Raw genomic sequence first — 25291 nt, 5'->3', positions numbered from 1 at the left:
CGCACGAATTTGCGCCACTATAACCCGAAGAAGCGGGGTTTATGCCCCTGTCGCAGGAAAAAACATCGTGACCTGCCCCGTCAGCCGCCCTTAGCCAACCAACCCGCCAGCCGTTCCAGCCCCTCGTCCAGCGCGGGTGCGGCGGCGGCGAAGCACCAGCGCAGCCAGCCTTCGCCTCGCGAGCCGAATGCGCCGCCGGGCGCCAGGCCCAATCCGGCCTCCGTGATCAGGCGCTTGGCCAGCGGCACGGACGGCCCTTGGCCCTCGATGCGGAAGAAGGCGTACATCGCCCCCTCAGGCGTCGGCGCCTCGATCCCCGGCAGGGTGCGCAGCCCGGCGATCAACCGGTCACGCTTGGCCAGCAGGTCGGCGCGCAGCTCGGCGATGTGGGGCTCGCCCTCGCGAAGAGCCGCCTCGCCGCCGGCCTGGACGAAGTCGGGCGCGCAGGAGGTGTTGAACTCCAGCAGCTTGCCGATATCGGTATGCAGGCTCTCCGGCGCGGCGATCCAGCCCAACCGCCAGCCGGTCATCAGCCAGGCCTTGGAGAAGCTGTTGGTGCTGATCAGCCGGTCGTCGGGCTCGGCCAGGGGCATGAAGGAGGGCGCATTCGCCGTCGTGGGGTCGAAGGTCAGCCGCTCGTAGACGTCGTCGGCCAGCAGCCAGACGCCCAGCCGGCGGCAATGCGCCAACAGCGGCGCGCGCAGCTCCGCCGGCAAGACCCAGCCGGTCGGGTTGTTGGGAGAGTTCAGCAGCACCAGCCGCGTCTCAGGCGTGATCGCCTCCAGCAGCCGGTCGAAGTCCAGCGCCCAGACGCCGTTTCGAGGTTCCAGCCCGACCTCGACCACCTCGGCGTTGAGGACGCGGGGTATCTCGAACAGGTTGGGCCAGACCGGCGTGACCACCACTACCCGGTCGCCCGGGTCCAGCACCGCCTGCATCGACACCATCAGCGCCGAGACGCCCGAGCTGGTGATCGAGAGCCGCTCGGGCGTGATCTCGCGGCCGTGAAGGCGCCCGAGATAGTCCGACAGCGCGGCGCGCAGTTCCGGTCGGCCCTGGTTGTGGGTGTAGAAGGTGCGCCCCGCCGCCAGGGCCTCGGTTGCGGCCTGGCGGATGTAGTCGGGGGTCGCGCGGTCGCTCTCGCCGAACCAGAAGCGCAGCACGCCTGCCTGGCCGAACCCGGCGTTGGCCACCTCGCGCACCTGGGAGGCGGCGAGGGCCTGGACACGGGGGCGGGCGAGGGGCGCTGACATGGGTGGCCCCATAGCGCCGTTCGCAATCAAACGCATCCCTCCCCCTCAAGAGGGAGGGTAGGGCGGGGGTGTGGCCACCATGGGTTCAGACGAAATCGAAGAGGCCTGGCCTCAACTGTCCTTCCAGATACGGCCTGCACTCACCCCCAACCCCGCCCTTCCCCCTTCGAGGGGGAAGGGAGAGCGCATGGACATCAGGCCAGCAGGTTTTCCATGCCGAGCGATTCCGCCACGGCGCGGCAGGTCAGCTTGCCGCCCTTGACGTTGAGGCCGGCGGCGAAGCCCGCATCCTCGGCGAAGGCGGCGTCCATGCCCTTGTCCGCCAACTTCATCACGTAGGGCGCGGTCGCGGCGCCCAGCGCATAGGTGGAGGTGATGGGCGCGGCGCCCGGCATGTTGGCCACGCAGTAGTGCACCACGCCGTCGACCACGAAGGTCGGCTCGGCATGGGTGGTGGCCCGGCTGGTCTCGAAACAGCCGCCCTGGTCGATGGAGATGTCCACCAGGACCGAGCCCTTCTTCATGATCGCCAGGTCCGCGCGGCGCACCAGCTTGGGGGCGGCGGCGCCGGCCACCAGCACGGCGCCGATCACCAGGTCTGCATCCTTCAGGCCAGCGAGGATGGCGTCGCGGGCGGAGAACTGGGTCTTCAGCCGGCCGCCGAACTGGGCGTCGAGCTGGGCCAGGCGTGAGGGGTTGATGTCGTACAGGGTCACGTCGGCGCCCAGGCCCACGGCCATCTGCGCCGCGTGTTCGCCCGAGACGCCCCCGCCCAGGATCATCACCTTGGCCGGAGCCACGCCCGGCACGCCGCCGAGCAGCAGGCCGCGTCCCCCGGCGGGCTGAAGCAGGGCGCCCGCGCCGACCTGGACCGACATGCGGCCGGCGACCTGGCTCATCGGCGCCAGCAGCGGCAGGCGGCCGGCCTTATCGGTGATGGTCTCATAGGCGATGCAGGTCGCGCCGGAGGCCAGCAGGCCCTTGGTCTGCTCGGGATCGGGCGCTAGGTGCAGGTAGGTGAACAGCACATGGTGCGGCTTCAGGCGGGCGATCTCGACCGGCTGGGGCTCCTTCACCTTGATGATCAGCTCGGCGGAGTCGAACACCGCCTGGGCGCTGTCGACCACCTTGGCGCCGGCGGCGCGGTAGTCCTCGTCGCTCAGGCTCACGCCCGCGCCGGCATGGGTTTCCACAAACACTTCGTGGCCGTTCTCGACCAGGGCGTGGACGACGCCGGGGGTCAGGCCCACCCGGCTCTCCTGGCTCTTGATCTCCTTGGGTACGCCGATCCTCATCGCATCCTCCTGCGGGTAGTCGTTGGCTGCAGTGTAGCTTTTCCGACGCGCCGACTTTGGTCTAAATCAAGCTTGTCGGGCCTGCGGATTCGCAGATGCTGCGATCGGAGGCGCCGATGAAGACGAAATCCACCGATGTCGAGGCTATGGCGACAAACGGCCTGGACGTGCGCGATCGCCAGCTCCTGCGCCTGCTGCAGCAGGACGGGCGCACCACCAACGCCGAACTGGCCCAGGCGGTGGGCATGTCGGACTCCGCCTGCCTGCGGCGGGTGAAGCTGCTGGAGAGCCGCGGGCTGATCGAGCGGTTCGCCGCCGTGATCGACCAGCGCGCGGCGGGTTTCCCGCTCAGCGTCTTCGTCACCGTCACCCTGGCCGCCCAGTCGGGAGACAGCCTGCAGGCGTTCGAGCGCGCCATCGCCGACATCCCCGAGGTGATGGAGTGCTACCTGATGACCGGAAGCGCGGATTATCTGCTGCGGCTCGTGGCGCGCGACATCGACGACCTGGAGCGTATCCACGCCACTCGCCTGACCCGGTTGGCCGGCGTGGTGCGGGTCAATTCCAGCATTGCGCTCCGCGCGGTGGTGAAGCGGGGCGTGCTGCCGCTGTAACCCTCGCGCTTGGCGGAAAGCCTTGCTAGCCTCGCTCCATGTCGAGCGCGCCGCCCGTTCTGCACACCGAACGCCTCGTGATGCGCATGCACACGACCGACGACTTCGAGGACAGCGCCGCCATGTGGGGCGATCCCGTAGTGGCGCGTTTCATCGGTGGGCGGCCGTTCTCGCGCGAGGAGGTCTGGTCCCGCCTGCTACGTTATGTGGGGCACTGGGCGGTGCTGGGCTTCGGCTACTGGTGCGTGCGCGAAGCCCAGGGCGGCCGGTTCGTGGGCGAGGTCGGTTTCGCGGACCTGGAGCGCACCCTGGAACCCGGCTTCGACGGCGCGCCCGAGATCGGCTGGGCGCTGGCGTCGGGCGTTCATGGCCAGGGCTATGCGCGGGAGGCGGCGGACGCAGCCATGGCCTGGGGCGACGTGCATTTCGGAAATGTGCGCACCGTCTGCATGATCGACCCGACCAATGCGCCGTCGATCCGACTGGCGGACAAGCTGGGCTATGTCCCCTACGCCCACACCACCTACAAGGACCACGCCACCATCCTGTTCGAGCGTGGCCCGCGATGACAGCGCCCATCGCCACCATCGGCTATGAGAAGGCCCCGCTGGCCGAGGTGATCGGCCGGATGAAGGCGGCGCGGGTGGGATTGCTGATCGACGTGCGGGCGGTGGCGGCCTCGCGCCGGCCGGGCTTCTCCAAGACTCTGCTGTCGGGCAGCGTCCGCGACGAGGGGATCGGCTATCTGCACCTGCGCGACCTTGGCACGCCCAAGTCCGGCCGGGTTGCGGCGCGGGCTGGGAGAGTGGCGGAGATGCAGGCCATCTTCGCTGAGCACATGCAGACGGCGACCGCGCTGGGCGCGCTGGAGGAGGCGGTGCGGCGCAGCGGCGAAGAGCGGGTCTGTCTGCTCTGCTACGAGGCTGAGGCCGCCTGCTGTCATCGCAAGATCGTGGCGGAGCTGATGGCCGAGCGCACGGGCGCCGAGATCGTGCACCTGTGATCCCTCCAGGGAATGTTCTCCCTCTCCCTCGAAGGGAGAGGGCGGGGTGAGGGTGTGGCCGCCAAGGCTTAGGATGGGCTGAGGAGGCGGCGCCTCAAAAGACCATTCCGCACCCGCCTGCACTCACCCCCATCCTGGCCTTCCCCCTTCGAGGGGGAAGGAACTCAGATTTCGCCCACCACCTCCACCACCGCCGAGGTCAGCCGGTCCAGCTCGTCCATGCCGATGTTCAACGCCGGCGTCAGGTAGACGATGTCGCCGAAGGGCCGCACCCAGACGCCACGCTCGACGAACGCCCGCTTCAGCGCCTCGCGGTCTGGCGCCGCGGTGAACTGAACCACTCCGATGGCGCCCAACGTGCGCACGTCCGCCACACCTGCCACGCCCCGGCAAGGCTCCAGCCCCGCCGCCAGCCGTTCGGAAATCGCCGCCACCTGCGCCAACCGGGGCTCGGTCTCGAACAGGTCCAGCGATGCGTTGGCCGCAGCACAGGCCAGCGGATTGGCCATGAAGGTCGGGCCGTGCATCAGGGCGAAGGCGGGGTCGTCGGACCAGAAGGCGTCGAACACCTCGTCGGTCGCCACCGTGGCCGCCAGGGCCATGGTCCCGCCGGTCAGCGCCTTGGACAGGCAGACGATGTCGGGGACCACGCCGGCCTGCTCGCAAGCGAACATCGTCCCCGTGCGCGCGAAGCCGGTGAAGATCTCGTCGGCGATCAGCGGCAGGCCGTGGCGACGCGCCGCCTCGGCGACGCGCGCCAGGGTGTCGGGCGTATGGAAACGCATCCCGCCCGCGCCCTGGACCAGCGGTTCCACGATCACCGCGGCCAGGGTGTCCCTATGAGCGGCCAGGAGGTCGTCCAGCGCCTGAATGGTTTCTGCGGTACGCGGCAGATCGGCAAAGAGCTGGGCGGGCAGGGCGGCGCCGAAGCGGGCGTGCATGCCCTCGTCCGGGTCGCAGACCGACATCGCGCCCAGCGTGTCGCCATGATAACCCTCGCGGAAGGCCAGGAAGCGGGTGCGGCCCTCCACGCCCCGATTGCGCCAGAGCTGCAGCGCCATCTTCATCGCCACCTCCACCGCCACCGACCCGCTGTCGGTGAAGAAGACGTGGTTCAGCGCGCCTGGCAGCAGGACCGCCAGCCGATGCGCCAACCGCTCGGCCGGGGCGTGGGTCAGGCCGCCGAACATCACGTGCGGCATCTCGTGGAGCTGGCGTTCGACCGCCGCGCGGATGTGGGGGTGGTTGTAGCCGTGGCAGGCGGTCCACCACGAGGCTATGCCGTCGATCAGTATTCGGCCGTCGGCCAGTTCGATCCGTGCGCCCTCGGTGCGCACCGCCTCCAGCGGTGCGGAGGCCGTCTTCATCTGGGTGTAGGGCCGCCACAGGGCCTGGTCCGGTCTCGCCATGCCTGCTCATAGCCCTGAGCGCCGCCCGGTGAAATCGTCGCGCCTCTTGTGCGGGAGGTGGGGGACGTCGCATGTGACACGCTGCACAGAAGGATTCTCCCCGTCTTGACCGCCCGCCTGCACGCCCTGCCCAACGGTATCCGCATCGTCTGCGATCCCATGGAGGGGCTACAGAGCCTGGCCCTTTCGGTGGTGATCCGGGGCGGGGCGCGCTGGGAGGCGGCTGAGCACAACGGCTGGTCGCACCTGCTGGAGCACATGGTGTTCAAGGGAGCGGGCGAGCGTTCGTCCCAGGACATCGTCGAGGCGGTCGAGGCCGAGGGCGGCCAGATCAACGCCGCCACCGGCTATGAGCGCACCAGCTTCCAGGTCCGCTGCCTCAAGGGCGGCCTGCCGCTAGCCATGGACGTGCTGAGCGACCTGGTTCGTCGCCCGACCCTGATGGAAGCCGACCTGGAGCAGGAGAAGGGCGTCATCGGCCAGGAGATCGCCGAGGCCGCCGACGCGCCCGACGACCGGGTGTTCGATCTGGCCCAGGCCCACGCCTTCGCCGGCCAGGCGCTGGGCCGCCCGATCCTGGGCTTTCCGGAGAGCATCGGGACCGCAACGCCCGAGACTCTGCGCGCCTATCACGCCGGCCTCTACGACCCCGCCCGCATCGTGGTCAGCGCGGCTGGCGCGGTGGACGAGGACGAACTGCTGGCCCTGGCCGAGGCGGCCTTCGGCGACGCCCGCTCAGTGGGGAGCGCGGCCGAGCCGAAGGCGGGCGCCTTCGCCGGCGGGGTGGAGCTGGAGACCCGCAAGCTCGAACAGGCGCATCTTGTGCTGTTGCTGGAGGGCGTCAGCGCGCGTGATCCCGACTATTTCGCCATGCGGGTGTTCGCCGAGGCGCTCGGCGGGGGCATGGCTTCGCGCCTGTTCCAGGTGGTGCGCGAGACGCGGGGCCTGGCCTACGCCATCGACGCCTATTGCGAGAACTTCGAGGATGTCGGGCTGTTCGGCGTCTACGCCGGGACCTCGGCCGCCGATGCGACCGAAGCGGCGCGGTTGAGCGCGGAGCAGATCGTCGCCCTGGCCGAGGCGCCCAGCGACAGCGAGCTTTCACGCGCCAAGGCCCAGCTCAAGTCCTCCCTGTTCATGGCCCGCGAATCCCCGCTGTCGCGCGCCGAGCAGGCCGCCGGCCAGTTGCACCTGTTCGACCGGCTGTTCGCGCCGGAAGACCTGGCCCAGGCGATCGATGCGGTGAGCGCGGAAGACCTGCGCCGGGTCGGCGGACGCCTGATCGCCAGCCGTTCGGCGGCGGCAGTGCTGGGGCCCAAGCGGGCGGGGGCTGCGGCCGAGGCGTTTCGAGCGCGGCTGCGGGGATGAGCGGCCGATAGGCGGCTCTAGCCCTTCAACGCCTCGGGCACATAGGTCTGAGCCAGAGCCAGGGATTCCGGAATGCCGATGTCGATGAAGGGCGCGTCGTAGATCCGGCCGCCGACCCGGCCCGCCGCCACCAGCCCCGGCAGCACGTCGCGCTCCAGCGACAGCGGCCCGGGCGCCAGGTTTTCGACCACCGACCGGCGTATCCAGTAGACGCCGCCGTTGATCAGCCCGGCCGTGGGCTCGGCGCTCGAAGCTTTTTCCGCAAAGCCCGTCACCCGATCCCCGTCGAGCCGCACCGAGCCGTAGCGGCCAGCGTCAGGTTCACGCCGCAGCGCCAGCCGCATCAGCGTGTCCGGGCTGTCGGGGCGCGCCAGATCGGTCAGGTCGATGCGGAACAGGCTGTCGCCGTTCAGCAGCAGGAAATCCTCGGCCAAGTGCGCGCGGGCATGGACCAGGGCGCCGGCGGTGCCGAGCGGTTCGGGCTCCACCGAATGGGTCAGGGTCATGCCCAGGTCCGCCAGCCGCGCCATCGCCGCCTCGATTTGGGCGGCGCGGTAGCCGGACAGCAGTACGATGTCGCGCACGCCCTGGCGTAGGGTCTCGTCGACCAGCCAGTCCAGGAAGGGTCGGCCGGCGACCTCGACCAGGGGCTTGGGCGTGGCGCGGGTGAGTTCGCCAAGCCGCGTTCCCAGGCCGCCGACCAGGAACACGGCCTGTCGGGGCGGCGCGCGGTCAGACGCCATAATGGGCCTTGTACCAGTGGACGAAGCGCGGGACGCCCTCCTCGAGCATCACCTTGGGCCGGTAGCCGCAGAGCGCGTTGAGCTTGGAGATGTCGGCGAAGGTGGTGGGCACGTCGCCGGGCTGCATCGGCAGCATCTCTTTTACGGCCGTGCGCCCAAGCGCCTTTTCCAGCGCCTCGATCATGTCGATCAGCACCACCGGGCGGTTGTCGCCAATGTTGAACAACCTGGCCTCGCCGGGCGCGGCGGGATGGCCGAGCACGCCCAGCACCCCGTCGACGATGTCGTCGATATAGGTGAAGTCGCGCAGCATCCGGCCGTCGTTGAACACTTGGATCGGCTCGCCCGCCAGGATGGCGCGGGTGAATAGGAAGGCGGCCATGTCCGGCCGGCCCCAAGGCCCGTAGACGGTGAAGAAGCGCAGCCCCGTCTGGGCCAGGCCGAACAGCTTGGAATAGCTGGCGCTCATCAGCTCGCCCGCACGCTTGGTGGCGGCGTAGAGCGAGACGGGATTGTCGACCGGATCGTCCTCGCGGAAACCCTGTTCGGCCCCGCGTTCGCCGTAGACTGAGCTGGAGGAGGCGTAGACCAGGTGCTTCACCGCCGGCGCGTGACGGCAGGCCTCCAGCACCGAAAGATGGCCGGCGACGTTGGCGCGCTCGTAGGCGAAGGGGTTCTCGATCGAATGCCTCACCCCCGCCTGGGCGGCGAGGTGGACGACGCGATCCGCGCCGCTGTCGCGCACCAGGGCCGCGAAAGGCTCGGCCTCGGCCACGTCCAGGCGGACCATGCGAAAGCCCGGCCGGCTCGAAAGACGCGCGGTACGGGCCTCCTTCAGGCCGACATCGTAATAGGCGTTGAAGCTGTCGACACCCGTCACCTCTTCGCCGAGGTCCAGCAGCCGCTCGGACAGAGCCGCGCCGATGAAGCCGGCCGCCCCCGTCACGATGATCATTCCACCGCTCCCGCACACCTAGTTCGCCGGGGGCTTATACCCGCAGCCGGCCCGTGCGCATCAGCGGATCGGGCCGGCGTGCGGGCTTTTCGTCGCGCGCCGGCCGAGATTTTTGGCTTAGCGGCGACGCCCGTGGCCGCCGCCGCTGCTGGAGCCGCCGCCGACTCCGCCGCAACCGCAGCCGGACTTGCCGCCGCCGCTATGGCCGCCGCCGCCGACTCCGCCGCCATGACCGCCCCAGCCGCCCATGCTCAGGCTCATGCCGCCGCCATTGCCGGCGTGGCCGCCACCGGAACCGCTGTGGCCGACGCCACCGCTCATGCCGCCGCTCCAGCCGCCGCCCATGCCGCCACCGTTGCCGGCGTGACCGCCGCCGGAACCGCTTTGGCCGCCCCAACCGCTCGTGCCGCCACTATTGCCGCCGCCGTAGCCGCCACTGGAGCCGCCCTGGCCGCCCCACCCGCTCATGCCGCCGCCATAACCGCTTCCGCCGCCGCTCTTGCCGCCGCCGCCTTCGTCGCAGCCGCAGTCGCTTCCGCCACCCTTGCCGCCGCCGCCATGTTGATAGCCGCCGCCGCCATGGCCGTGGCCATGCGAACCGCCGCCGCCGATCACGATCACCTGCGTGCTCGAAGAAGAGGTCGCGGACGCGGAAGCCGACGCCGATGCGGAAGCCCCGGCGTTCGCCCGGGCGTTGATCGAGGCGTTAACATAGGCTGCGCCGATGTTCTGGGACCAGGCGCTGACCTGGTCGAAGGCGCTCTCTCCCGAGCCACCACCGCCGCCACCGCCGCCGCCCATCGAATCAGGGCCGGCCCCACCGCCGCCGGAGAAGAAGCCTTCGCCGAATGCGGGGGCCTCTTCCTCGACGATCACAGGCGCCGGTGCAGGGGCCGGTTGGGCGCAGACGTCGCAGGGCCCCTGCGCGTCCACATAGCCCACACCGTATCCGTAGCGGTTGGCGGGTCCGTAACCGGCCGATTGCTGTGCGCGCTGATAGACCCGCGTCGGCGCCGGGCGAGCGACGTAGCGTTGGTCCTGAACGGCGTAACCCGCGGCGTAGCCGGCTTCGGTCGCTTCGGCGTATCCGGGCGCCGGGCGCATGGCGTATGCGGGCGGCGGGACGACGGCGTAACCCGAAGGCGGAACCACCGCATAGGCCGGGGACGCCGGCGTCCAGGCGCCGCATTCCTGACCGGGTTCGCAGGCGAGCGCCGAGGTTGCGGCTAGGCCAGTCAGTCCCACGGCGAGAGCCATCACGCGGAAAACCATAGAAATCGCTCCGTTTTGGCACATGACCCGGAGGCGGGCGCCTTGTTGGGGAGCGCTGTCTCAAGACCCGCGCCAGTTCGCGGTCGGCGCGAATCGGCGGTCTGCGAATCGGCGGTCTGGGGAAACTTCGGCAAACCGTGTTAAGCTTGGCGGGCTTCGACACGCCGGACTCCGGGGGAGCCGTGCGGCCAAGCGGATGAATGGAGATGCACATGAAGGCGAAGATCGCGGGCCTGGCCCTGGCGGGTATCCTGGCGAGCACGGCGGGTTCGGCTAGCGCGGGCTGCCTCGGCGGCGCCGTCGTCGGCGGCGTGGCCGGCCACGTTGCGGGCCACCACACCCTGCTGGGCGCGGCGGCGGGCTGCGCCGTCGGGCACCACATGGCGGTGATGAAGAAGCGCCGTATGCGCGCCGCGCGTTACGGCCACTAAGAGGATCAGCGCGTCGGGCGCTTCGGCGTCCTTCGAACGGTGATCACGCTTTGAGTTTCAGGCCCGGCCCGGTTCTCCGGCCCGGGCCTTTTGCTGTCCGGTCTGGTCCAGGTCCGCGACGGCGCGCCTCAGGGCGGTCGAGGATTGGAAGTTCAGCGGGGCGCGGAGATAGGTCCAGGCCGGCGTGTGCGCCGTCGCCAGCAAGGCCGCCTCCCGCGAAGGGCGGCGGGCGTGGGCGAAACGGCGTGCGGCGGGCGCGGAGCGGCTCTGCAGCATCGAATCGGGGCGCGACACCACCGCCATGGGCGTGGTGCGCATGATGTCGGCCCAGCCGCGCCAGCGATGGAAGTTGGCCATGTTGTCGGCGCCCATGATCCAGACGAAATGCACGCCGGGAAAACGACCCTTGAGCTTGCGCAGGGTGTCGATGGTATAGGTCGAGCCGAACCGGCTCTCCACGTCGGTCACGATCATCGACGGCCCCCGCGCCATGCCGCGCGCGCTGGCCATGCGGGCGGCGAGCGTCACGCCGTGGGAGCTCTTCAGCGGGTTCTGCGGCGACACCAGCCAGATCACCCGGTCGAGCCCGAGCCGCGTCAGGGCGGTCTGGGCCACGTGGGCGTGACCCTCATGGGCGGGATTGAACGAGCCGCCGAACACGCCCACGCGCATGCCCGGCTTGAGGTCGAAGCCCAGCTTCAGCGCGCCGGGCGTCCCCGCGGCGCCGATCCGCCTCGCCGGCCCCGCCAGCCACATGCGCGCTTCGCCCTTACGGCTGCCAGGGACCAGCGGCCTCGGCGGCCGCCGCGGCGTCTTCCTCGGAGGGGCGGATACGGGCCAGGGCCGCGCGCAGCAGGACTGTCACCCCCTCGCCGGATACGCCTGAGACCAGCAGTGGCTTCTTGCCGGTGACCGCCTCCAGCTCCGCTAGCCGCTCGGCCCGGGTTTCGGGGTCGAGCGCATCGATCTTGTTCAGGGCCACGATCTCGGGCTTCTCGGACAGGCCGGCTCCGTAGGTCTCCAGTTCGTGGCGGATCTGGGTGTAGGCGAGGCCGATGTCCTCCTGTGTGCCGTCGATCAGGTGGATCAGCACCTTGCAGCGCTCCACGTGGCCGAGGAAGCGGGTGCCCAGGCCCAGTCCCTCGGATGCGCCCTCGATCAGGCCGGGGATGTCGGCGATGACGAACCGCTCCTGGGTCGACAGATCCACCACGCCCAGGTTGGGGGTCAGGGTGGTGAAGGGATAGTCGGCGATCTTAGGCTTGGCGGCGCTGACGGCCGCAAGGAAGGTGGACTTGCCGGCGTTGGGCAGGCCGATCAGGCCGGCGTCCGCGATCAGCTTCAGCCGCAACCAGACCCAGCGCTCTATGCCCTCCTGTCCGGGCATGGCGAAGCGGGGGGCCTGGTTGATCGGCCCCTTGAAGTGGATGTTGCCGAAGCCGCCGTTGCCGCCCTTGCACAGGCGCAGCCGCGCGCCGGCCTCGTCCAGGTCGGCGATCAGGGTCTCGTTGTCCTCTTCCAGCACCTGGGTGCCGACGGGGACCTTCAGCACCACGTCCTCACCGCCGAGCCCGCTGCGCTGGCGGCCCATGCCGTGGACGCCGGTGCCGGCCTTGAAGTGCTGCTGGTAGCGGTAGTCGATCAGGGTGTTCAGCCCCTCGACCGCCTCGACCCAGATGTCGCCACCCCGTCCACCGTCGCCGCCGTCTGGACCGCCGTACTCGATGAACTTCTCACGCCGGAACGACACGGCTCCCCCGCCGCCGTCGCCCGAGCGCACGAAGACTTTGCACTGGTCGAGGAATTTCATCGAAGGGACACTGGATTCCGGCGTTTAAGAGTGCGTCGGCCCGACTAGCCGCAAGAATGGCGTCGAGGCTACAACTGCATGTTCCGCGTCTACATACCGGTAAGTCGGCCAAATGGCACGATCTACACGGTAGATACGGACAATCTGGCGCGCAGCACCGGATTAGCTCACCACGCTCCGATCTTCTCCGCCTCTCCGTGCGAGATCGGGTGGTGCGCCTTTCGGTGGTCCTCTTCGGCCAGGAAGCGGGCGGCCTCGAGCGCGGCCATGCAGCCCATGCCGGCGGCGGTGACCGCCTGGCGGTAGACGTGGTCGGTGACGTCGCCGGCGGCGTACACGCCCTGGATCGCGGTCGCGGTCGTGCCGGGGATCACCTTCAGGTAGCCGCTCTCGTCGGCCTCGAGCTGACCCTTGAACAGGCTGGAGGCGGGGGCATGGCCGATGGCGACGAACACGCCGTCGGTCTTCAGCTCCGAGCAGGCGCCGGTCTTGACGTTGCGCAGGCGCACGCCACTGACCGTCGGCGGGGTCCCGTCGCCCAGGATCTCCTCGACGGCGGTGTCCCAGATCACCTCGACCTTGGGGTTGGCGAACAGGCGCTCCTGGAGGATGCGCTCGGCGCGGAATTCGTCGCGGCGATGCACCAGCGTCACCTTGGAGGCGAAGGTGGTGAGGAACAGGGCCTCCTCCACCGCGGTGTTGCCGCCGCCCACCACCACGACCTCCTTGGCGCGATAGAAGAAGCCGTCGCAGGTGGCGCAGGCCGAGACCCCGAAGCCCCGGTAACGCTGCTCGCTTTCCAGCCCCAGCCACTTGGCCTGGGCGCCGGTGGAGATGATCAGCGTCTCGGCCAGGATGGTCGACCCGCTGTCGAGCTCGATACGGAACGGGCGCTTGGACAGGTCGACCCGGGCGACCAGGTCGTCGAGGAATTCGGTGCCCACGTGCTCGGCTTGGGCGCGCATCTGCTCCATCAGCCAGGGGCCTTGGATCACCTCGGCGAAGCCCGGATAGTTCTCGACATCGGTGGTGATGGTGAGCTGGCCGCCCGGCTCCAGGCCGGCGATCAGCACGGGGTTCAGCAGCGCGCGCGCGGAATAGATGGCGGCGGTGAGGCCGGCGGGGCCGGAGCCGATGATGGCGACGCGAACGGTTCTGGGCTCGGACATGGGAGGCTCTTCGGAGGTTCTTCGGTGACGGCGGATTATATGTAGGGACGATTCGGCCGGCAGGACGCATTGCACGCTCGCGCGTGCGCTGCTAGCCAATCGTACGTGGCCGTCCCTGATGGGATGAGGCGTTAGGGGGACCAGGGCCGCCATGAGCTTGTACGCGACCTCCGGCCGGCGCAAGCGTAGCGCCGTGTTCGATCTCCTGTCCCTCGACCGGCTGCTGACCGGCCCGGTCATCCATATGATCTACTGGGGCGGCCTGGCCCTGATCCTGCTGTTCGGCTTCGGCGCGGTCGGCGCCTCGGCGGGCCTGGCCCTGCGCGAACTCAGCTTCGAAGGGTTGCTGGTGGCCATTCCGGCCCTGGTGGCGGGCCTGCTGATCATGGCGGTGCTGGCCCTGTTGTGGCGTGGCGCATGCGAGTTCTTCGTCGCCGTCTTCAGCATTGCCGAGAACCTGAACATCATGCGCGCCCAGGCCGAGCGCGAAGGCGCCCAACAGACGCCTCCCGCAAGCGGGCCGATGAACCTGGGCGATTAGGTCCGGTTTCACCATGGCCCAGGTCGTTCCCGCCTGGGCGGTATGGGCCCTGGGATCGGCGGCGTTCGCGGCGCTGACCGCGATCTTCGGCAAGATCGGGGTCGAGGGGATCGATTCCAACCTCGCCACCTTCATCCGCGTCATCGTGATCCTGGGCATGACGGGCGCCATCGTCACGGCGACGGGCGGCTGGCGACCGGTCGGGACGATCGGCGGGCGGACCTGGGTGTTCCTGATCCTGTCGGCGCTCGCCACCGGCGGCTCCTGGCTCTGCTACTACCGCGCGCTGAAGCTCGGCCCGGCGTCGGGCGTCGCGCCCATCGACAAGCTGAGCGTGGCCCTGGTGGCCATCTTCGCCGCCACGGTGCTGGGCGAGCGGCTGTCGGGCAAGAACTGGCTGGGCGTCGCGTTGGTGAGCGCGGGCGCCTTGTTGCTGGCCATCAAGGGCTGAGGCCAAGCCGCGGCGTCAGGCCTTGAAACGTTGCCGGATCTTCTGGCCCAGCATCGGGGCCAGGGCGCCGATGATCCCCGCCGCGTCCGCTATCCAATCCAGGTAGGTCGTGCGCGCGTGCAGCGGCGAGAACGAGCGGATCATCTCGAAGCAGAATGCGAAGATGGCGATGCGCACACCCAGGCCGATGATGGTCTTGCGCTTGATCGCCAGCGCGGCCGTCAGCGACAGCACGTAGAAGGCGACGAAGTGCTGGGCGTGATACGAATAGAACAGGCGCGGCGGCGTCAGCAGCGAGGCCGTGATCAGGATGCCGACGGCCACCAGCAGCCCGACCCTCGCCAGGACGGCGATGGGGTGGGTTTCGGTGAGCGTGTCGTCGTCCATATCTTCCACCTGACGAGGCCTTAAGCTGCGGCTCGCCGTCTTTGCGGCGGCGGCGCGGGCGTCTCGGCAAGGCGGAAGCGTTGCGTCAGCTCTGTCAGGCGGTCGGTTTCGCGGGCGAGGTCATGACTGGCGGCGGTGGACTGCTCGACCATGGCGGCGTTCTGCTGGGTCAGGCGATCCATGTCGTTGATGGCGGTGTTCACCTGCTCCAGTCCCGCGGCCTGTTCGCGCGCCGAGCCGGCGATGCTGGATACGACCGAGTCGATCTCCACCACCTGGCCGGCGATGGCCGACAAGGCCTTCCCGGTGCGCCCTACCGCGTCCGAACCCTGTTCGACATGGCGCGAAGACGATGCGATCAGGGCGTTCACCTCCTTGGCGGCGTCGGCGGAGCGTTGGGCCAGCGCGCGCACTTCGCTGGCCACCACGGCGAAGCCCAGACCCATGTCGCCGGCCCGGGCGGCTTCCACACCCGCGTTCAGGGCCAGCAGCTTGGTCTGGAAGGCGATCTCGTCCATCACGCCGATGATCGCCTCGATCTGGCGCGAGGAGGTCTGGATCAACCCCATGGCCTCGACCGCCTCGGCCATGGTGGCGCTGCTTTGCTCGGCCCGACGGCGGGTGTCGGCGACCAGGGTGCTGGCGGTGCGTGCGCCGTCGGCGGTGGTCTTCACCGTGGCGGTGATCTGGTCGAGGGCGGCGGCGGTCTGTTCCAGGCTGGCGGCTTGGTTCTCCGTACGCTGGGAAAGCGAATCCGCCGCCTGCTGGATTTCGCTCGCGCTCTGACGCAGGGTCAGACATCCTTCGGTGACGCCGCCCACTGTCTCGCGCAGGGCCGCGATGGCGGAGTTGAAGTCGGCGCGGAGCGCTGTGTACTCGCTGGGGAACGTCTGTTTCACGTCGCAGTCGAGATCGCCCTGCGACAGGCGCTTCAACGCGGTGGACATCGCCTGAACCACCTCGCGCTGGCGGGCGACGTCGATCTGGCGCGCCCCGTCCTGCTGGCGGCGCAGGTCCTCCGAGGCCTGGCGTCCGGAGAGGGCTTCGCGCTCGGCTTCGGCCTGGGCGGCGGCGGCGGCGCGGAAGGTGGTCGCCGCCCTGGAAATCTGAGCCAGCGGATCGCGGAGCGCCGGGCTCGGTTGGGCCACGAAGTCGGCTTTCTTCACGCCGACGTACAGGACCCCGATCACTTCGCCGTCGGCCAGGATCGGTTCGTAGATGGAGAAGTGGGCTTCGCCGAGGATATCCGCCTCGCCGCGATAGCCCTTGGTCTGGCCCAGGACGGCGTCGTGGACCGCGCCCGCCGCCAGCCGGGTTCCCACGGCCCGTGTCCCGTCCGGCTTGACCACATTGGTCGAGACCCGCAGATCGCCGAGAAACACCGTCGCTGTTCCCCCGGCGACGCTGCGGACGTGGTCCACGGCGGTGAAATCGCCATTCAACAGGTGATCGCCGAAATACAGCTTGTCGCCGACCCGGCGCGGGTCGCCATGGCGCGACAGGGTTTCACGCAGAAGGCGCAGATTGCGGTCGAGGCTGTTCTGGGCGCGCGAGAAGGTCTCGTGCTGGACCAGTTCACGCGAAATCTCGGTGATCTCGGCGGATATGCGCGTCAGCGGCGCGAGGCTCAGGTGGATCGCCAGCAGCGCGACACCGCCGCCCAACGCTATTCCGCCGACGGCCCACGCTGTCAATTCCAGCAGGCCAGCCCCGCCCACCGCCACGCGCGCCAAGGGAAGCAGTGCGGCGAGCGTTACGGCGACCAGGCTGGCGGCGGCGATGCGAAAGGCGAGGGCGGAGCCGTGCATGGACAGAGAAACCTGCAAAGAGGTCTCCAACCTGCCAGACCCGAGTTTTTTTCCAGTTACTTTTGATTGAGCGCTCGCCTTAAGGGCCAGCTTGCGTTTCGGCGACCGCGATCGCCAGGGCGGTGGGGTCGCCCCCACCGCTTGGATTGAGCGCGTCGCCTACGCGAACGACGGCTTAGCAGTAGCCGCCGTTGTAATAGCCGTAGCGGTTATAGCGGGAATCCCACCGATAATGGCGGTGGTTGCGGCAATAATAGGGATGGCCGCCATAGTTGCCCAGTACGGCGCCGAGCGCCAGGCCCGCGCCGATGCCAAGACCCCGGTCGCCGCCACCATGACCGCCGCCACCACGACCACCGCCAAAGCCGCCGCCGTGGTTTCCACCGCCGCCATGGCCGCCGCCGCCGTTTCCACCACCACCGTGGTTCCCGCCACCGCCGTGATTTCCACCGCCACCGCCACCGTGGTTCCCGCCACCGCCGTGATTTCCACCGCCGCCACCATGACCGCCGCCGCCCTTGTCCTGGGCGAAGGCGAGGGTGGAGACGCCACCGCTAAGGAGGGTCAGCGCCGCGACGGCGGCCGTTAAGGTTTTGGAGGTCATCGCCCGTTTCCTGATCAACTTATCCGTTGGGAACGTGCTGACACCCGTTTGGCTCCTCCGAATGGTCAAGCTTTTTATGCGGCTCGACGATCAGGCCGGCGTCGGTGTCTCCACCGATAGCTGGTTGCGCTGCAGGGGCAGGTGTTGGGGATAGTGTTCCTGGAGGAAGGCGATCATCTTCTCGCGCACCTCGCATCGCAGGTCGAAGGTCTGGCCGGCGTTGCGGGCGCTGACCAGGCAGCGCACCTGCATCGTCCGTTCGCTGAAGTCGGTGACCGCCAGATTGACCACCTGCTTGTCCCAGAGCAGCGATCCGGCGGCGATCTCGCCCAGCTTGTCGCGCAACACCTGCACGGGCGTGGCGTAGTCCACATACAGCATCACCGTCCCGATCAGCGAGGCGGAGTCGCGGGTCCAGTTCTGAAACGGCTTCTGGATGAAGTAGGTCAGCGGCAGCACCATCCGCCGCCAGTCCCACAGGCGCACCACCACGTAGGTGGTGGTGATCTCCTCGATCCAGCCCCACTCGTTCTCCACGATCACCGCATCGTCGAGCCGGATCGGCTGGGTCATGGCGATCTGCACGCCGGCGAAGATGTTGGTCAGGAAGGGCTGCAACGCCAGGCCGGCGATGATGCCGGCGGCGCCGGCCGAGGCCAGCAGGCTGACGCCCCATTGGCGCACCTCCGGCACCGTCGTCAGGGCGAAGGCCAGGGTCAACACCCACAGCAGCGACTGCAGCACCCGCTCCAGGATCAGGGCCTGGGTCCGGTGCTTGCGCGCCAGCAGGTTATCCTCGACGTCGATCCTGTAGCGCTTCAGGTACAGGACGGATGCCGCCTGCATGACGCTGGTGGCGATCCAGCCGAGCAGGATCACGAAGGCGATCGCCAGGACCTGGCGCACCAGAGGTCCGGCATTGCGGGTGATCGGCGCTAGCGAGGTTCCGATCGATGCGGCGACGATGATCACCGCCAGCGCCACCGGTCCCCGGGTCCGCGCGCTCAAGGCCCGCCAGAATGGCGGTCCTTTGCGGGCGAACCGTTGGATGAGACGATAACCGACCCACTGCACCGCCCACCCCGCCGCCAGGCTGAGGCCGATAATCAGGATCGTCGCGGCCCAGGGCGGCATCCAGCCCAGGCCGAACAGCAGGTCGGCGCGTACCTTACCTAGGGGCGGCACGACGGCTCCGCCCACAAGCGCGATTCACCGCCTCGGTGCGGTCACTGGCCGACGCGCAGGCCCTCGATCGAGCTGCGGAGGAATTCGGCGGATTGCTTGGTGGAGCAGCGGATGACGGCCTTGCCCAGAAAGGGGCGGTGGACTTCCACACCCTCGATCTTGCTCGTCTCGATCAGCTCGTAGACGTCGCCGATCAGGTTCTCTTGGGCGTCCAGGGTGTACATATCGCTCTCCGTCCGGCGGGCGCGAGGCCCGGTGATGCTGCATTGCAGCAATGCCTGGGGGGGGCGCAAGTTCCGTGAAGCGGGGGCGGAGAGGCGAGTGAGCGCAAGCGGCCGTTCCGGCGACCGGATACGCTCACTCCGAGGATGCATGGCGTTAGAAGCGGTAGGTCATCCCGGCGGAAACCTGGGGATAGTACTGAAACACCCGCCCGTCCTGGCGGATGTCGTGCTCGGCTTGGGCGATGTCGGGTGCGACCAGGCTGGGGACCTGGGTCACCAGGCCGCTGGTGGGCGCCAGCGAGACGTCGGGTGCATGGCTGAAGGCCACGCCCGCGATCAGCTTGAAGCCGATGTGCGAGCGGGTGGTGAAGGTGTTGTCGAAGCCGACGCCCACGAACGGGGCCGGGCTGGACAGCGTGGCCTCGCCGCCGACCGTGCCGAGTTGCGCCGGGGGGACCGGGATATGGCTGATGGTCAGCGAGGTGCGGTAGACGGCGCCGAGGTCGACCCTGCGCGCGCCCGCCACCGCGCCGACGCTGACGGTGAAGGGGTTGGCGAAGGGGTGCAGGTCCAGGAAGCCGCCGCCCTGGGATAAGTCGAACTTGCCTTTATAATGCAGGTCGCCGGCGTTCCCGGCGTAGTTGAAGTCGAGCCAGGTCCCGCGTCCACGCAGGACGACGAAGCGGTTCAGTGAATATTGCAGATCCCCGCCCACGCCATCTGAGCCGACGCTGACGCCCACGGCGAAACGGTCCGGCGAGAGCATCTGCGCCTGACATGTCTGCGCCGAGCCGGCGAATACAGCCATCGGAACTATAAATGATGCGATGTTGAATTTTGAAATAAGCACTACGCCCCTCACATATCGGAAGAATTGGATGGGGCGGGTTTAAAGAATTCGCATTAACGGCGATTTATGGCCAAGCTTTCTTCCTTCGTCCGCTGTGCGGCATCTTGTCGGAGGTGGTCGGCGGCGTCCCGATGCGGAGGGTTTAGCGCTGCGATCCGCTCTTGGACCCCACGCCTGCCAAATCGCGCTGGACCTGGGCGAGTTTGGCGGCGGTGATCTTGCCGTTCGACAGGGGGGCGAGGGCCTTGAGGCTCATAGTCTTGAACATCGCATACTCGGGGCGTTCGAGCAGTCCGGGCAGATCGTGTTGCAAGACGGCCTTCCCCGCCGGATCGGCCGCGACCGCGCCGATCGGCATGTTGATCGACAGGCCCTTGCCCGCCTTGGCGACATGTGGGTCCGTGGTCCCGACGGCCGTCTTTACACTTTCCGGCGGAGGTTGGATTTGAGTGGCGCAGCCGCCCAGCACCAAGCCCGTGGCCATGATCGCGGCGACACAGGCCGCTGGGGACCGGGCTCTGACAGTCACATCCGTGTTCATGAATCCAGACTCGCCGAACGAACGCTTACAGGCAAAAAATTGTCGCGAAACGCCGCGCGCGCAACGCCGATCTTTGTTCCACCGACTCAAACCGCCGCCACGCCTTAGCGACCGGCTGAACCGAAGAACATGTGCATCAGGATGCGCCCGGCCCAGCCCGCGAGCGGGGGCGCGACGAACAGCAGAAACGCGCAGATCGCCAGGCCGCGCCAGCTGTTGATGATCGGCTCGCGCCGGCCGCGCTTGAAGATCGGCTCGCGTGCGGGCCGCACCTTCTGCGTATTTTCCCAGGGGCCTTGCACGACGCGCGATTCCCCGTCGATCACCTGCGCGTCTCTCGTGCGCTTGGGCCAGAGGCTCTTGGCGGACATCGTGGTTCCCCGTTGTTGGAACGCCATGCTTATTACGCTTTCACCCGCCTTAGCCACGGGTCGCGAGCGGCTTTCGCCGAGGAAAGCGCGCCATCCGCCGCTTTCGACATCGGCTCGGAGCCTTATAGGCCGGCGATCACCGCGCCGCCCAGACGTCCACACCGCGAACCACCATCTTCTCGCTGGTCAGGCTGTGATCGGGCCAGCCCGGCCAGGAACCGCCGACGTTCAGATCGATCAGCAGATACATCGGCAGGGTGTAGTCCGCGGGAGTCGGCGCCTGGCCCACCAGCTTGCGGTCCAGATAGTAGGCGATCGTCTCCGGTCCCCAGAGCACGCCGTAGCGATGGAAACCGCGGGTGCAATCGGCCGGCGTCACCACCTGGACCTGCGTTCCCTTGCCCGATGCGGCGCTGTGGGCGGTCCAATAATAATGTCCATTGCCGACGGCCTCGGGCCAGTCGATCTCCCCGTGCAGCGGCCACGCGCCGGAGGTCGGCATGAGCCAGATGCCCGGCCATGTCCCCTTCTCGCAGGTCGGGATGTCGGCGTTCACTTCGAAATAGCCGTAGAGTTGGCTGAAGGTGAACTTGGTGTTCAAGATGCCTGACCGCCACGACCTGCCGAAGGGCTGGCCCTGCTTGGTGGCGTTGATCGTCAATCCCTTGGCGTCGATGGTGAAGGGCGTCGGTCCATTGCCGTCGGTGGTGTCGCCCAACCAGGTCGTGGACGTCATGGTGCGCGAGTAGGGGCTGGGCGGGGTTTGTTCCCCTTTGAGGATGGTGCGCCAACGGTGAAGCGGGCGGGAGGCGGCGGTCGCGTCCGGCCCCGCGTCCAGCTTGGCGAAGGTCTCCTTGAAGGTTTCCTTGCCCAGCGTGCTGGGGTCCATGGTCGCGGGCGGCGCGGCGGTGGCCGATGACGCGACGAGACACAGGCCCGCAACGAGAAGAGCTGTCGATTTCATGGTGTCACCGAGATGCCTGCAAGCGACCATAGGCGACATGTTAGGCGGGAATGGGTCCGCGAGGTAGGCGTCCCCGAAGCGGTCCGTCTGCGAGGGCTGTCATCACCCTGCGGCCGCCAAGGGCGGCTCTTCGTAACGGGAACGGTCGGGCGGATCATCCAAGATCCATCTGATATATAATAGAAAGGGCGGGTCATGAGACCCGCCCTTAAAATCATCTCGGCAGTACAGGTGGAAATCCAGCGCTCGATGAGCGAGGTTCCAATCTGGACTTAGGAGTAGAAGTTGAAATCGCCGGTGGACTTGGCGAGGTGGTTGCCGTCGGTCGACTCGATGGCGACAGTGAAGTTGTCGCCGGTCGCCGCGTCATGGATGGTGTAGTAGGCCAGACCGGCGACCTTGGTCGAGTCGACGATGTTGGTCACGCCGCTGCCGGCCGAGAAGCCGGTGAAGGCGATGAAGTCGTTGTTGGTCGCCGACCAGCCGCCCGCGCCGCCGAAGTCATAGATGACGTCCGAGCCGCCAGCTTCCAGGCTCTTCAGCGAGATGACGAAGGCGTCGTTGCCCGCGCCGCCGACGGTGGATTGGACCGACGCGGTGTTGTCGCCGATCATTTCGTTCGAGCCTGCGCCCGCAACCAGGACGTCGGCGCCCGAGCCGCCGACCATGTGGTTGTTGCCCGCGCCGCCGATGAGCGTGTCGTTGCCCGCGCCGCCCGAGAGGGAGTTGGTGCCAGCGCTACCCACAAGGGTGTCGTTGCCGGCAGTTCCGGTGAGAGTGGTCATGTGGAAACCCCTGAGATCGATTGATGGATACGCTTCACTGGAAACAGCACCCGTTTACCGAAAACTCAGGTTAACGAGGCGTTAGGTAAGGCTTAAGGCCACAGTTGTTCAGGGCCGTCAATACCAATCTCGTCGTAGGGTTTCTTGTAATCGGCGGTTCGAGCCGCGATTGGCCTGCCCTTTAACAAGAGCAAATCGGGCGTCGGGAAGAGTCGCCGAGGCCGTTTGCCTCGTTTATTCACCCATAAGGGGTTTTTTAACCGTAATCGTTAAGGTTGAGTTTGCTCTCCGGGGCGTCGTGAATTCACATAAGGCACTGATAAAATATAATAATATGGAAAATACCTGAGCTTGTCGGCCAATTTGGTGGGTGTGCTGTGCATCTAGCGAAAATTTCAGGTGTAGTTCAGATGACACAAATGGCCACCAATCACGTCGATGCAGCCCCAATTTAAGCTTGAGCGTGGGCGACGGCTCCTAGCCAGCTGTAGCGAAATGTTAATACAGCCTCCGGTGCTCGCGAACGGCCACGGCCAAGCCCCAGGCGTTTGGGCAGCCTGCGCAGCGGACCCCTTGGGCCGTCGATGGGCTAAGCGTCTCATATGCGCCTGACAATCTGCCGATCGCGAACCCTTGAAGCGCGAGCGCGGCCCGCGCCGATCGCACGCCTCCGGAAAGACGGAATCCGCTTTCGCGCGTTCCACAGTCCCGCGAGGCCACCTGCAAAGGAAGAACATGAAAACGCTAATTGGAGCGCTCGCCCTTACGGCGGCGATCGTCGCCGGGCCGGTCCTGGCGCAGGATACCGATGGGCCGCCACCCTCGGCTCCCCCCGCCTTGGCCTCCGTGCCCACCATAGACGTGATCCATTCGCGCGAGGCGCGTGACGGGGCCCGCATCCAGCAGGCCGTGGACGCGGGCGATCTCTCTCCGGGCGAGGCGCACCGCATCGGTGAAGAGCTGCGCAATATCAGAACGCAGGAAGCGGAGCTCGCCCAGCGGGACGGCGCGGACCTGAACGCGACCGATCGTCAGTTCATCAATGATCGCCTCGACCAGCTCGGCCGGTCGATCCACTGGATTCGTGTCCGCGAACAAGACCGTTGGTGAACCGAGGGGCGGTCGCCATGGCCGCCCCGTCGCCTTTGCTCAGCCTCCGTCGTCAGCCGGACAGGTGGCCATCATCGGAAGGGATCGACGCGTGTCTGCTCCGAGCCGAACGCGGCGCCTCCTAAGAGGCGAGTAATGTTGCAGGTTTAGAAATAATGTGGCCACAATTGCCGTATTGGGCCGCTAGAGCCCATTGGGACGAAACAAGATGGACATCGTATGGGCGATCGGCGCGGGCGGGGCGCTTTACTTCCTGGCCGCCTTCATCATCTCGGGCGTCGCGGGGCGACCTTAGTCCGCGATACGCGCAAGGGGGCCGCCGCGGCGGGGCGGGCCGGGGGGGCATCCGCTTGAGAGCCAACCTTCTTCAGCGCCGGGGATAGATGGTGCGCTGTCCTTCTCGCGTCCTTGCAGGGTGGGGCGAGCTAGCTTTCCATTAAGGCCAAGCCGGTAGGGTTAGCCGGCACCATTCGTCAGGAGGCCCTCTCATGTTGGGCTTGTTGGGCCGTCGGGGACCCCCGAAGAGCAAGCGATTAGCCCCGCGTCGCCCGCGCGATGCATCCATCTACGTGTTTGATAGAAACCGGTTCGTGGGTCAGGCCGCCCTGCTCGACGACTCGGATCTCGGCGTGCGGCTGCGATCGCATACCCCTGGCGTCCTCGAAGGGGCCGACTTCATCCTCGACGCCGACCGTGCAACCGTGCTCGAGCTTCAACTGGCGTGGCGACGAGGGAACGAGGCGGGCTACCAGATCGTCTCCCAGGCCCATCTCCGGGGATTTATCGCCAACCCCGCCATCGAACATATCACGACATTCTGGAGCCAGATCGCGCTGAACCATGGCGTCGCTGCGCCCAGGGGGGTCTTTGGGAGAGCGTCTCCGACGACGTTCGGCTCCACCGGCCGTACACCGCGATAAGCCGTTCGCCCTTGCTCAGCCGCCGATCGTAGCTGTCCTGGCCCTGTTGCGTTCCGTTTGGCTCCGCAAGGCGGTGATCAAGAGCACAAGGGGCCCGCCGGCGGCGATGAGGTTGTTCGCGATGAGGTGAAGCAGACCGACGACGTGCTGCGCCTGATAAAGGGACGCGTGGATGAAAAACAGCACGGCCTCGAACGCGATCATGAGCCAGATCCACGCCTTGTTGTAGCGCACCGCAAACCAGAGCAGCCCCACCCCATAAGCGAAATCGCCGATAAGGACGGGCTCGAACACTCGGCCGGTGAGGAACTGCACCGCTGTGACCGCCACCCAGATGACCAGCATCAGGATGGCGGCGTTCCGTTCCGGTTTCGCGCCGATCCTAATGGTGATGGCGCACCCGACGACGGCCCAGGCGCAGCCAAGTAGGACCCGAATTTCCCCAGGGGTGATCGTCAACGCCCGCGTACCTTTTTGCCTCGGCCACTCATAGGGGGAGCGGACGCCGCCCACTAGGTGGGCCGGTGTCGCTCCGCGAAGGCGGTGGTGGACAGGCTGAGCCGTTTAGGACGTGCTGTTCGATATCGTTGAAACCGTGTTCCGGTCCGTCCCGTCCTCATTCGCTGGCCGGGTATCGCCGGCCTGGTCGACGAGGCGCTGAGCTTCGTCCGAAAGGTTTGCGGCCGGCCCGGTCGAGGGCGCCGTCGCCGAGTCGGCGTCCACCGGCAAGCGCGCTGAGCTCGCGACGTGGGCAGGTGGGGAGAGGGTGGGCTTTTGCCTTAGCAGCTTGGGGAATTGGTCTAGGCCGCCATCCTCCAGCGCGTGGGGGCTCGAAATCCTCACCGACCCGTCCGGCTGCTGTTGGGACGTGTAGGAGATTTGCTGCACGGCCAACGGATCGCTCTGCACCGGGGGTGAGATCAGGTGGGCGGTCGCCTGGCAGTGCGCTGTCCCGGTGCTCTGGTCGTAACCGGTCAGGGTGATGTCGCTGAGCGTGATCCGAGCCGCCTGCGCGCGCTGGAGGTATCGCCGGCCGGGGTGGTCTTGGGGCGGCAGCAGCGATTGCTTCAGTTGGGCCAACGTCACGTCCGAACCGCAAGCGGCGGTCGTGTCCATTCGGGGAGCCGTTTCCTCCCGATGGCAGCCGGCGCAGATCAGCGGCGCCGTTAGGAGGAAAAGTGCAAACGCCCGCGGTCTCATTTCAGCCAGCTCCCGTCTCGCCGCTTCC

General features: G+C 67.8%; 30 protein-coding genes. 10 read left to right on the top strand and 20 right to left on the bottom strand.

Annotated elements, in window-relative coordinates; all coding sequences use genetic code 11:
- Nucleotides 1-80: 80 nt before the first annotated feature.
- On the bottom strand, nucleotides 81-1253 hold the full coding sequence (locus GSQ87_RS14520; protein WP_254062980.1) for a pyridoxal phosphate-dependent aminotransferase: 1173 nt from the start codon (nucleotides 1251-1253) through the stop codon (nucleotides 81-83).
- Between the two features lie 194 nt (nucleotides 1254-1447).
- Nucleotides 1448-2548 (bottom strand): alanine dehydrogenase, encoded by a 1101-nt coding sequence (ald, locus tag GSQ87_RS14515; RefSeq protein ID WP_158916091.1) that lies wholly within the window; start codon nucleotides 2546-2548, stop codon nucleotides 1448-1450.
- A gap of 116 nt (nucleotides 2549-2664) precedes the next feature.
- On the opposite strand from ald, the gene GSQ87_RS14510 reads away from it, so the two are divergent.
- The 3 genes from GSQ87_RS14510 to GSQ87_RS14500 are packed head-to-tail and all read left to right on the top strand — an operon-like array spanning nucleotide 2665 to nucleotide 4165.
- Nucleotides 2665-3162 (top strand): Lrp/AsnC family transcriptional regulator, encoded by a 498-nt coding sequence (locus GSQ87_RS14510; protein ID WP_174241441.1) that lies wholly within the window; start codon nucleotides 2665-2667, stop codon nucleotides 3160-3162.
- A 38-nt stretch (nucleotides 3163-3200) separates the two neighbouring features.
- Nucleotides 3201-3731: a GNAT family N-acetyltransferase gene (locus tag GSQ87_RS14505; protein ID WP_158916090.1), complete on the top strand. Its 531-nt coding sequence runs from the start codon at nucleotides 3201-3203 to the stop codon at nucleotides 3729-3731.
- Nucleotides 3728-4165 (top strand): DUF488 family protein, encoded by a 438-nt coding sequence (locus GSQ87_RS14500; protein WP_158916089.1) that lies wholly within the window; start codon nucleotides 3728-3730, stop codon nucleotides 4163-4165. Before GSQ87_RS14505 ends, GSQ87_RS14500 begins: the two co-directional genes overlap by 4 nt.
- 164 nt (nucleotides 4166-4329) lie before the next feature.
- On the opposite strand, the gene GSQ87_RS14495 is transcribed toward GSQ87_RS14500, so the two are convergent.
- Entirely contained in the window at nucleotides 4330-5574 is a 1245-nt protein-coding gene (locus GSQ87_RS14495) for an adenosylmethionine--8-amino-7-oxononanoate transaminase (protein ID WP_158916088.1), read from the bottom strand.
- 105 nt (nucleotides 5575-5679) lie between these two features.
- On the opposite strand from GSQ87_RS14495, the gene GSQ87_RS14490 reads away from it, so the two are divergent.
- Complete coding sequence (locus GSQ87_RS14490; RefSeq protein WP_158916087.1) at nucleotides 5680-6942, top strand: pitrilysin family protein; 1263 nt, start codon at nucleotides 5680-5682, stop codon at nucleotides 6940-6942.
- Nucleotides 6943-6959: 17 nt separating this feature from the next.
- Here the strand turns inward: GSQ87_RS14490 and GSQ87_RS14485 are convergent, their stop codons facing one another.
- The 3 genes from GSQ87_RS14485 to GSQ87_RS22995 form a co-directional block, all read right to left on the bottom strand.
- On the bottom strand, nucleotides 6960-7685 hold the full coding sequence (locus GSQ87_RS14485) for a nucleotidyltransferase family protein (protein ID WP_158916086.1): 726 nt from the start codon (nucleotides 7683-7685) through the stop codon (nucleotides 6960-6962).
- Nucleotides 7675-8640 carry an NAD-dependent epimerase/dehydratase family protein gene (locus GSQ87_RS14480; RefSeq protein WP_158916085.1) on the bottom strand — a complete coding sequence of 322 codons (966 nt, stop codon included), beginning with the start codon at nucleotides 8638-8640 and terminating at the stop codon, nucleotides 7675-7677. Before GSQ87_RS14480 ends, GSQ87_RS14485 begins: the two co-directional genes overlap by 11 nt.
- A gap of 117 nt (nucleotides 8641-8757) precedes the next feature.
- Nucleotides 8758-9912 (bottom strand): hypothetical protein, encoded by a 1155-nt coding sequence (locus GSQ87_RS22995; protein ID WP_158916084.1) that lies wholly within the window; start codon nucleotides 9910-9912, stop codon nucleotides 8758-8760.
- A 212-nt stretch (nucleotides 9913-10124) separates the two neighbouring features.
- Here GSQ87_RS22995 and GSQ87_RS14470 point away from each other — a divergent pair, with 212 nt between their 5' ends.
- Nucleotides 10125-10343, top strand: coding sequence for a hypothetical protein (locus GSQ87_RS14470; RefSeq protein ID WP_158916083.1), 219 nt, complete (start codon nucleotides 10125-10127; stop codon nucleotides 10341-10343).
- 57 nt (nucleotides 10344-10400) lie between these two features.
- On the opposite strand, the gene GSQ87_RS14465 is transcribed toward GSQ87_RS14470, so the two are convergent.
- The 3 genes from GSQ87_RS14465 to trxB all read right to left on the bottom strand — a co-directional run bounded on the left by GSQ87_RS14465 (nucleotide 10401) and on the right by trxB (nucleotide 13322).
- On the bottom strand, nucleotides 10401-11099 hold the full coding sequence (locus GSQ87_RS14465) for a nicotinate-nucleotide adenylyltransferase (protein WP_158916082.1): 699 nt from the start codon (nucleotides 11097-11099) through the stop codon (nucleotides 10401-10403).
- A 13-nt stretch (nucleotides 11100-11112) separates the two neighbouring features.
- On the bottom strand, nucleotides 11113-12153 hold the full coding sequence (gene obgE / locus GSQ87_RS14460; protein WP_158916081.1) for a GTPase ObgE: 1041 nt from the start codon (nucleotides 12151-12153) through the stop codon (nucleotides 11113-11115).
- Nucleotides 12154-12320: 167 nt separating this feature from the next.
- Nucleotides 12321-13322, bottom strand: a complete 1002-nt coding sequence (gene trxB, locus GSQ87_RS14455) for a thioredoxin-disulfide reductase (RefSeq protein ID WP_158916080.1) — start codon at nucleotides 13320-13322, stop codon at nucleotides 12321-12323.
- Between the two features lie 151 nt (nucleotides 13323-13473).
- Here trxB and GSQ87_RS14450 point away from each other — a divergent pair, with 151 nt between their 5' ends.
- Together GSQ87_RS14450 and GSQ87_RS14445 are read left to right on the top strand one after the other, a co-directional pair.
- Entirely contained in the window at nucleotides 13474-13863 is a 390-nt protein-coding gene (locus GSQ87_RS14450; RefSeq protein ID WP_158916079.1) for a DUF4282 domain-containing protein, read from the top strand.
- A 13-nt stretch (nucleotides 13864-13876) separates the two neighbouring features.
- Complete coding sequence (locus GSQ87_RS14445) at nucleotides 13877-14314, top strand: EamA family transporter (RefSeq protein WP_158916078.1); 438 nt, start codon at nucleotides 13877-13879, stop codon at nucleotides 14312-14314.
- Nucleotides 14315-14329: 15 nt separating this feature from the next.
- Here GSQ87_RS14445 and GSQ87_RS14440 read toward each other — a convergent pair whose 3' ends face one another.
- Complete coding sequence (locus tag GSQ87_RS14440; RefSeq protein WP_158916077.1) at nucleotides 14330-14701, bottom strand: hypothetical protein; 372 nt, start codon at nucleotides 14699-14701, stop codon at nucleotides 14330-14332.
- 20 nt (nucleotides 14702-14721) lie between these two features.
- On the bottom strand, nucleotides 14722-16527 hold the full coding sequence (locus GSQ87_RS14435) for a methyl-accepting chemotaxis protein (RefSeq protein WP_158916076.1): 1806 nt from the start codon (nucleotides 16525-16527) through the stop codon (nucleotides 14722-14724).
- A 241-nt stretch (nucleotides 16528-16768) separates the two neighbouring features.
- On the opposite strand from GSQ87_RS14435, the gene GSQ87_RS22350 reads away from it, so the two are divergent.
- A complete protein-coding gene (locus GSQ87_RS22350) occupies nucleotides 16769-17098 on the top strand; it encodes a hypothetical protein (protein WP_174241411.1) in 330 nt (109 codons plus the stop codon).
- A 105-nt stretch (nucleotides 17099-17203) separates the two neighbouring features.
- On the opposite strand, the gene GSQ87_RS14425 is transcribed toward GSQ87_RS22350, so the two are convergent.
- The 7 genes from GSQ87_RS14425 to GSQ87_RS14395 form a co-directional block, all read right to left on the bottom strand.
- Nucleotides 17204-18298 (bottom strand): mechanosensitive ion channel family protein, encoded by a 1095-nt coding sequence (locus GSQ87_RS14425; RefSeq protein ID WP_254062971.1) that lies wholly within the window; start codon nucleotides 18296-18298, stop codon nucleotides 17204-17206.
- A gap of 41 nt (nucleotides 18299-18339) precedes the next feature.
- A complete protein-coding gene (locus tag GSQ87_RS14420) occupies nucleotides 18340-18522 on the bottom strand; it encodes a hypothetical protein (RefSeq protein WP_158916075.1) in 183 nt (60 codons plus the stop codon).
- A 154-nt stretch (nucleotides 18523-18676) separates the two neighbouring features.
- Nucleotides 18677-19330, bottom strand: coding sequence for a hypothetical protein (locus GSQ87_RS14415; protein WP_158916074.1), 654 nt, complete (start codon nucleotides 19328-19330; stop codon nucleotides 18677-18679).
- 184 nt (nucleotides 19331-19514) lie between these two features.
- Complete coding sequence (locus GSQ87_RS14410) at nucleotides 19515-19901, bottom strand: hypothetical protein (protein WP_216839332.1); 387 nt, start codon at nucleotides 19899-19901, stop codon at nucleotides 19515-19517.
- 116 nt (nucleotides 19902-20017) lie between these two features.
- Nucleotides 20018-20284, bottom strand: coding sequence for a hypothetical protein (locus GSQ87_RS14405; protein WP_158916072.1), 267 nt, complete (start codon nucleotides 20282-20284; stop codon nucleotides 20018-20020).
- Between the two features lie 136 nt (nucleotides 20285-20420).
- Nucleotides 20421-21248 carry a family 16 glycosylhydrolase gene (locus GSQ87_RS14400; protein ID WP_158916071.1) on the bottom strand — a complete coding sequence of 276 codons (828 nt, stop codon included), beginning with the start codon at nucleotides 21246-21248 and terminating at the stop codon, nucleotides 20421-20423.
- A 272-nt stretch (nucleotides 21249-21520) separates the two neighbouring features.
- Nucleotides 21521-22033 (bottom strand): calcium-binding protein, encoded by a 513-nt coding sequence (locus GSQ87_RS14395; RefSeq protein WP_158916070.1) that lies wholly within the window; start codon nucleotides 22031-22033, stop codon nucleotides 21521-21523.
- A gap of 633 nt (nucleotides 22034-22666) precedes the next feature.
- Between GSQ87_RS14395 and GSQ87_RS14390 the strand changes: the two genes are divergently transcribed.
- Nucleotides 22667-23143: a hypothetical protein gene (locus tag GSQ87_RS14390; protein WP_158916069.1), complete on the top strand. Its 477-nt coding sequence runs from the start codon at nucleotides 22667-22669 to the stop codon at nucleotides 23141-23143.
- A 590-nt stretch (nucleotides 23144-23733) separates the two neighbouring features.
- Nucleotides 23734-24063 carry a hypothetical protein gene (locus GSQ87_RS14385; RefSeq protein WP_158916068.1) on the top strand — a complete coding sequence of 110 codons (330 nt, stop codon included), beginning with the start codon at nucleotides 23734-23736 and terminating at the stop codon, nucleotides 24061-24063.
- A gap of 15 nt (nucleotides 24064-24078) precedes the next feature.
- Here GSQ87_RS14385 and GSQ87_RS14380 read toward each other — a convergent pair whose 3' ends face one another.
- Nucleotides 24079-24522 carry a hypothetical protein gene (locus GSQ87_RS14380; protein WP_158916067.1) on the bottom strand — a complete coding sequence of 148 codons (444 nt, stop codon included), beginning with the start codon at nucleotides 24520-24522 and terminating at the stop codon, nucleotides 24079-24081.
- Nucleotides 24523-24627: 105 nt separating this feature from the next.
- Nucleotides 24628-25179: a hypothetical protein gene (locus tag GSQ87_RS14375; RefSeq protein WP_158916066.1), complete on the bottom strand. Its 552-nt coding sequence runs from the start codon at nucleotides 25177-25179 to the stop codon at nucleotides 24628-24630.
- Between the last annotated feature and the right edge of the window lie 112 nt (nucleotides 25180-25291).

This window comes from Caulobacter sp. S45 (assembly GCF_009765965.1).
Lineage (GTDB): Bacteria > Pseudomonadota > Alphaproteobacteria > Caulobacterales > Caulobacteraceae > CAHJWH01.
Note: the sequence above shows the minus strand (reverse complement) of the source record. Positions and strands in the feature narration are given on the sequence as shown.

What these genes read in the sequence shown, in the direction of transcription:
- GSQ87_RS14485 (WP_158916086.1), bottom strand. Translation starts at nt 7,685, where the DNA reads ATGGCGTCTGACCGCGCGCCGCCCCGACAGGCCGTGTTCCTGGTCGGC.
- GSQ87_RS14480 (WP_158916085.1), bottom strand. Translation starts at nt 8,640, where the DNA reads ATGATCATCGTGACGGGGGCGGCCGGCTTCATCGGCGCGGCTCTGTCC.
- GSQ87_RS14375 (WP_158916066.1), bottom strand. Translation starts at nt 25,179, where the DNA reads ATGGACACGACCGCCGCTTGCGGTTCGGACGTGACGTTGGCCCAACTG.
- GSQ87_RS22350 (WP_174241411.1), top strand. Translation starts at nt 16,769, where the DNA reads ATGGCCGCCATAGTTGCCCAGTACGGCGCCGAGCGCCAGGCCCGCGCC.
- trxB (WP_158916080.1), bottom strand. Translation starts at nt 13,322, where the DNA reads ATGTCCGAGCCCAGAACCGTTCGCGTCGCCATCATCGGCTCCGGCCCC.
- GSQ87_RS14520 (WP_254062980.1), bottom strand. Translation starts at nt 1,253, where the DNA reads ATGTCAGCGCCCCTCGCCCGCCCCCGTGTCCAGGCCCTCGCCGCCTCC.
- GSQ87_RS14405 (WP_158916072.1), bottom strand. Translation starts at nt 20,284, where the DNA reads ATGTCCGCCAAGAGCCTCTGGCCCAAGCGCACGAGAGACGCGCAGGTG.
- GSQ87_RS14450 (WP_158916079.1), top strand. Translation starts at nt 13,474, where the DNA reads ATGAGCTTGTACGCGACCTCCGGCCGGCGCAAGCGTAGCGCCGTGTTC.
- GSQ87_RS14420 (WP_158916075.1), bottom strand. Translation starts at nt 18,522, where the DNA reads ATGTACACCCTGGACGCCCAAGAGAACCTGATCGGCGACGTCTACGAG.
- GSQ87_RS14440 (WP_158916077.1), bottom strand. Translation starts at nt 14,701, where the DNA reads ATGGACGACGACACGCTCACCGAAACCCACCCCATCGCCGTCCTGGCG.
- GSQ87_RS14465 (WP_158916082.1), bottom strand. Translation starts at nt 11,099, where the DNA reads ATGTGGCTGGCGGGGCCGGCGAGGCGGATCGGCGCCGCGGGGACGCCC.
- GSQ87_RS14505 (WP_158916090.1), top strand. Translation starts at nt 3,201, where the DNA reads ATGTCGAGCGCGCCGCCCGTTCTGCACACCGAACGCCTCGTGATGCGC.
- GSQ87_RS14510 (WP_174241441.1), top strand. Translation starts at nt 2,665, where the DNA reads ATGAAGACGAAATCCACCGATGTCGAGGCTATGGCGACAAACGGCCTG.
- GSQ87_RS14395 (WP_158916070.1), bottom strand. Translation starts at nt 22,033, where the DNA reads ATGACCACTCTCACCGGAACTGCCGGCAACGACACCCTTGTGGGTAGC.
- GSQ87_RS14470 (WP_158916083.1), top strand. Translation starts at nt 10,125, where the DNA reads ATGAAGGCGAAGATCGCGGGCCTGGCCCTGGCGGGTATCCTGGCGAGC.
- GSQ87_RS14445 (WP_158916078.1), top strand. Translation starts at nt 13,877, where the DNA reads ATGGCCCAGGTCGTTCCCGCCTGGGCGGTATGGGCCCTGGGATCGGCG.
- GSQ87_RS14500 (WP_158916089.1), top strand. Translation starts at nt 3,728, where the DNA reads ATGACAGCGCCCATCGCCACCATCGGCTATGAGAAGGCCCCGCTGGCC.
- GSQ87_RS14415 (WP_158916074.1), bottom strand. Translation starts at nt 19,330, where the DNA reads ATGGCTGTATTCGCCGGCTCGGCGCAGACATGTCAGGCGCAGATGCTC.
- ald (WP_158916091.1), bottom strand. Translation starts at nt 2,548, where the DNA reads ATGAGGATCGGCGTACCCAAGGAGATCAAGAGCCAGGAGAGCCGGGTG.
- GSQ87_RS14495 (WP_158916088.1), bottom strand. Translation starts at nt 5,574, where the DNA reads ATGGCGAGACCGGACCAGGCCCTGTGGCGGCCCTACACCCAGATGAAG.
- obgE (WP_158916081.1), bottom strand. Translation starts at nt 12,153, where the DNA reads ATGAAATTCCTCGACCAGTGCAAAGTCTTCGTGCGCTCGGGCGACGGC.
- GSQ87_RS22995 (WP_158916084.1), bottom strand. Translation starts at nt 9,912, where the DNA reads ATGGTTTTCCGCGTGATGGCTCTCGCCGTGGGACTGACTGGCCTAGCC.
- GSQ87_RS14400 (WP_158916071.1), bottom strand. Translation starts at nt 21,248, where the DNA reads ATGAAATCGACAGCTCTTCTCGTTGCGGGCCTGTGTCTCGTCGCGTCA.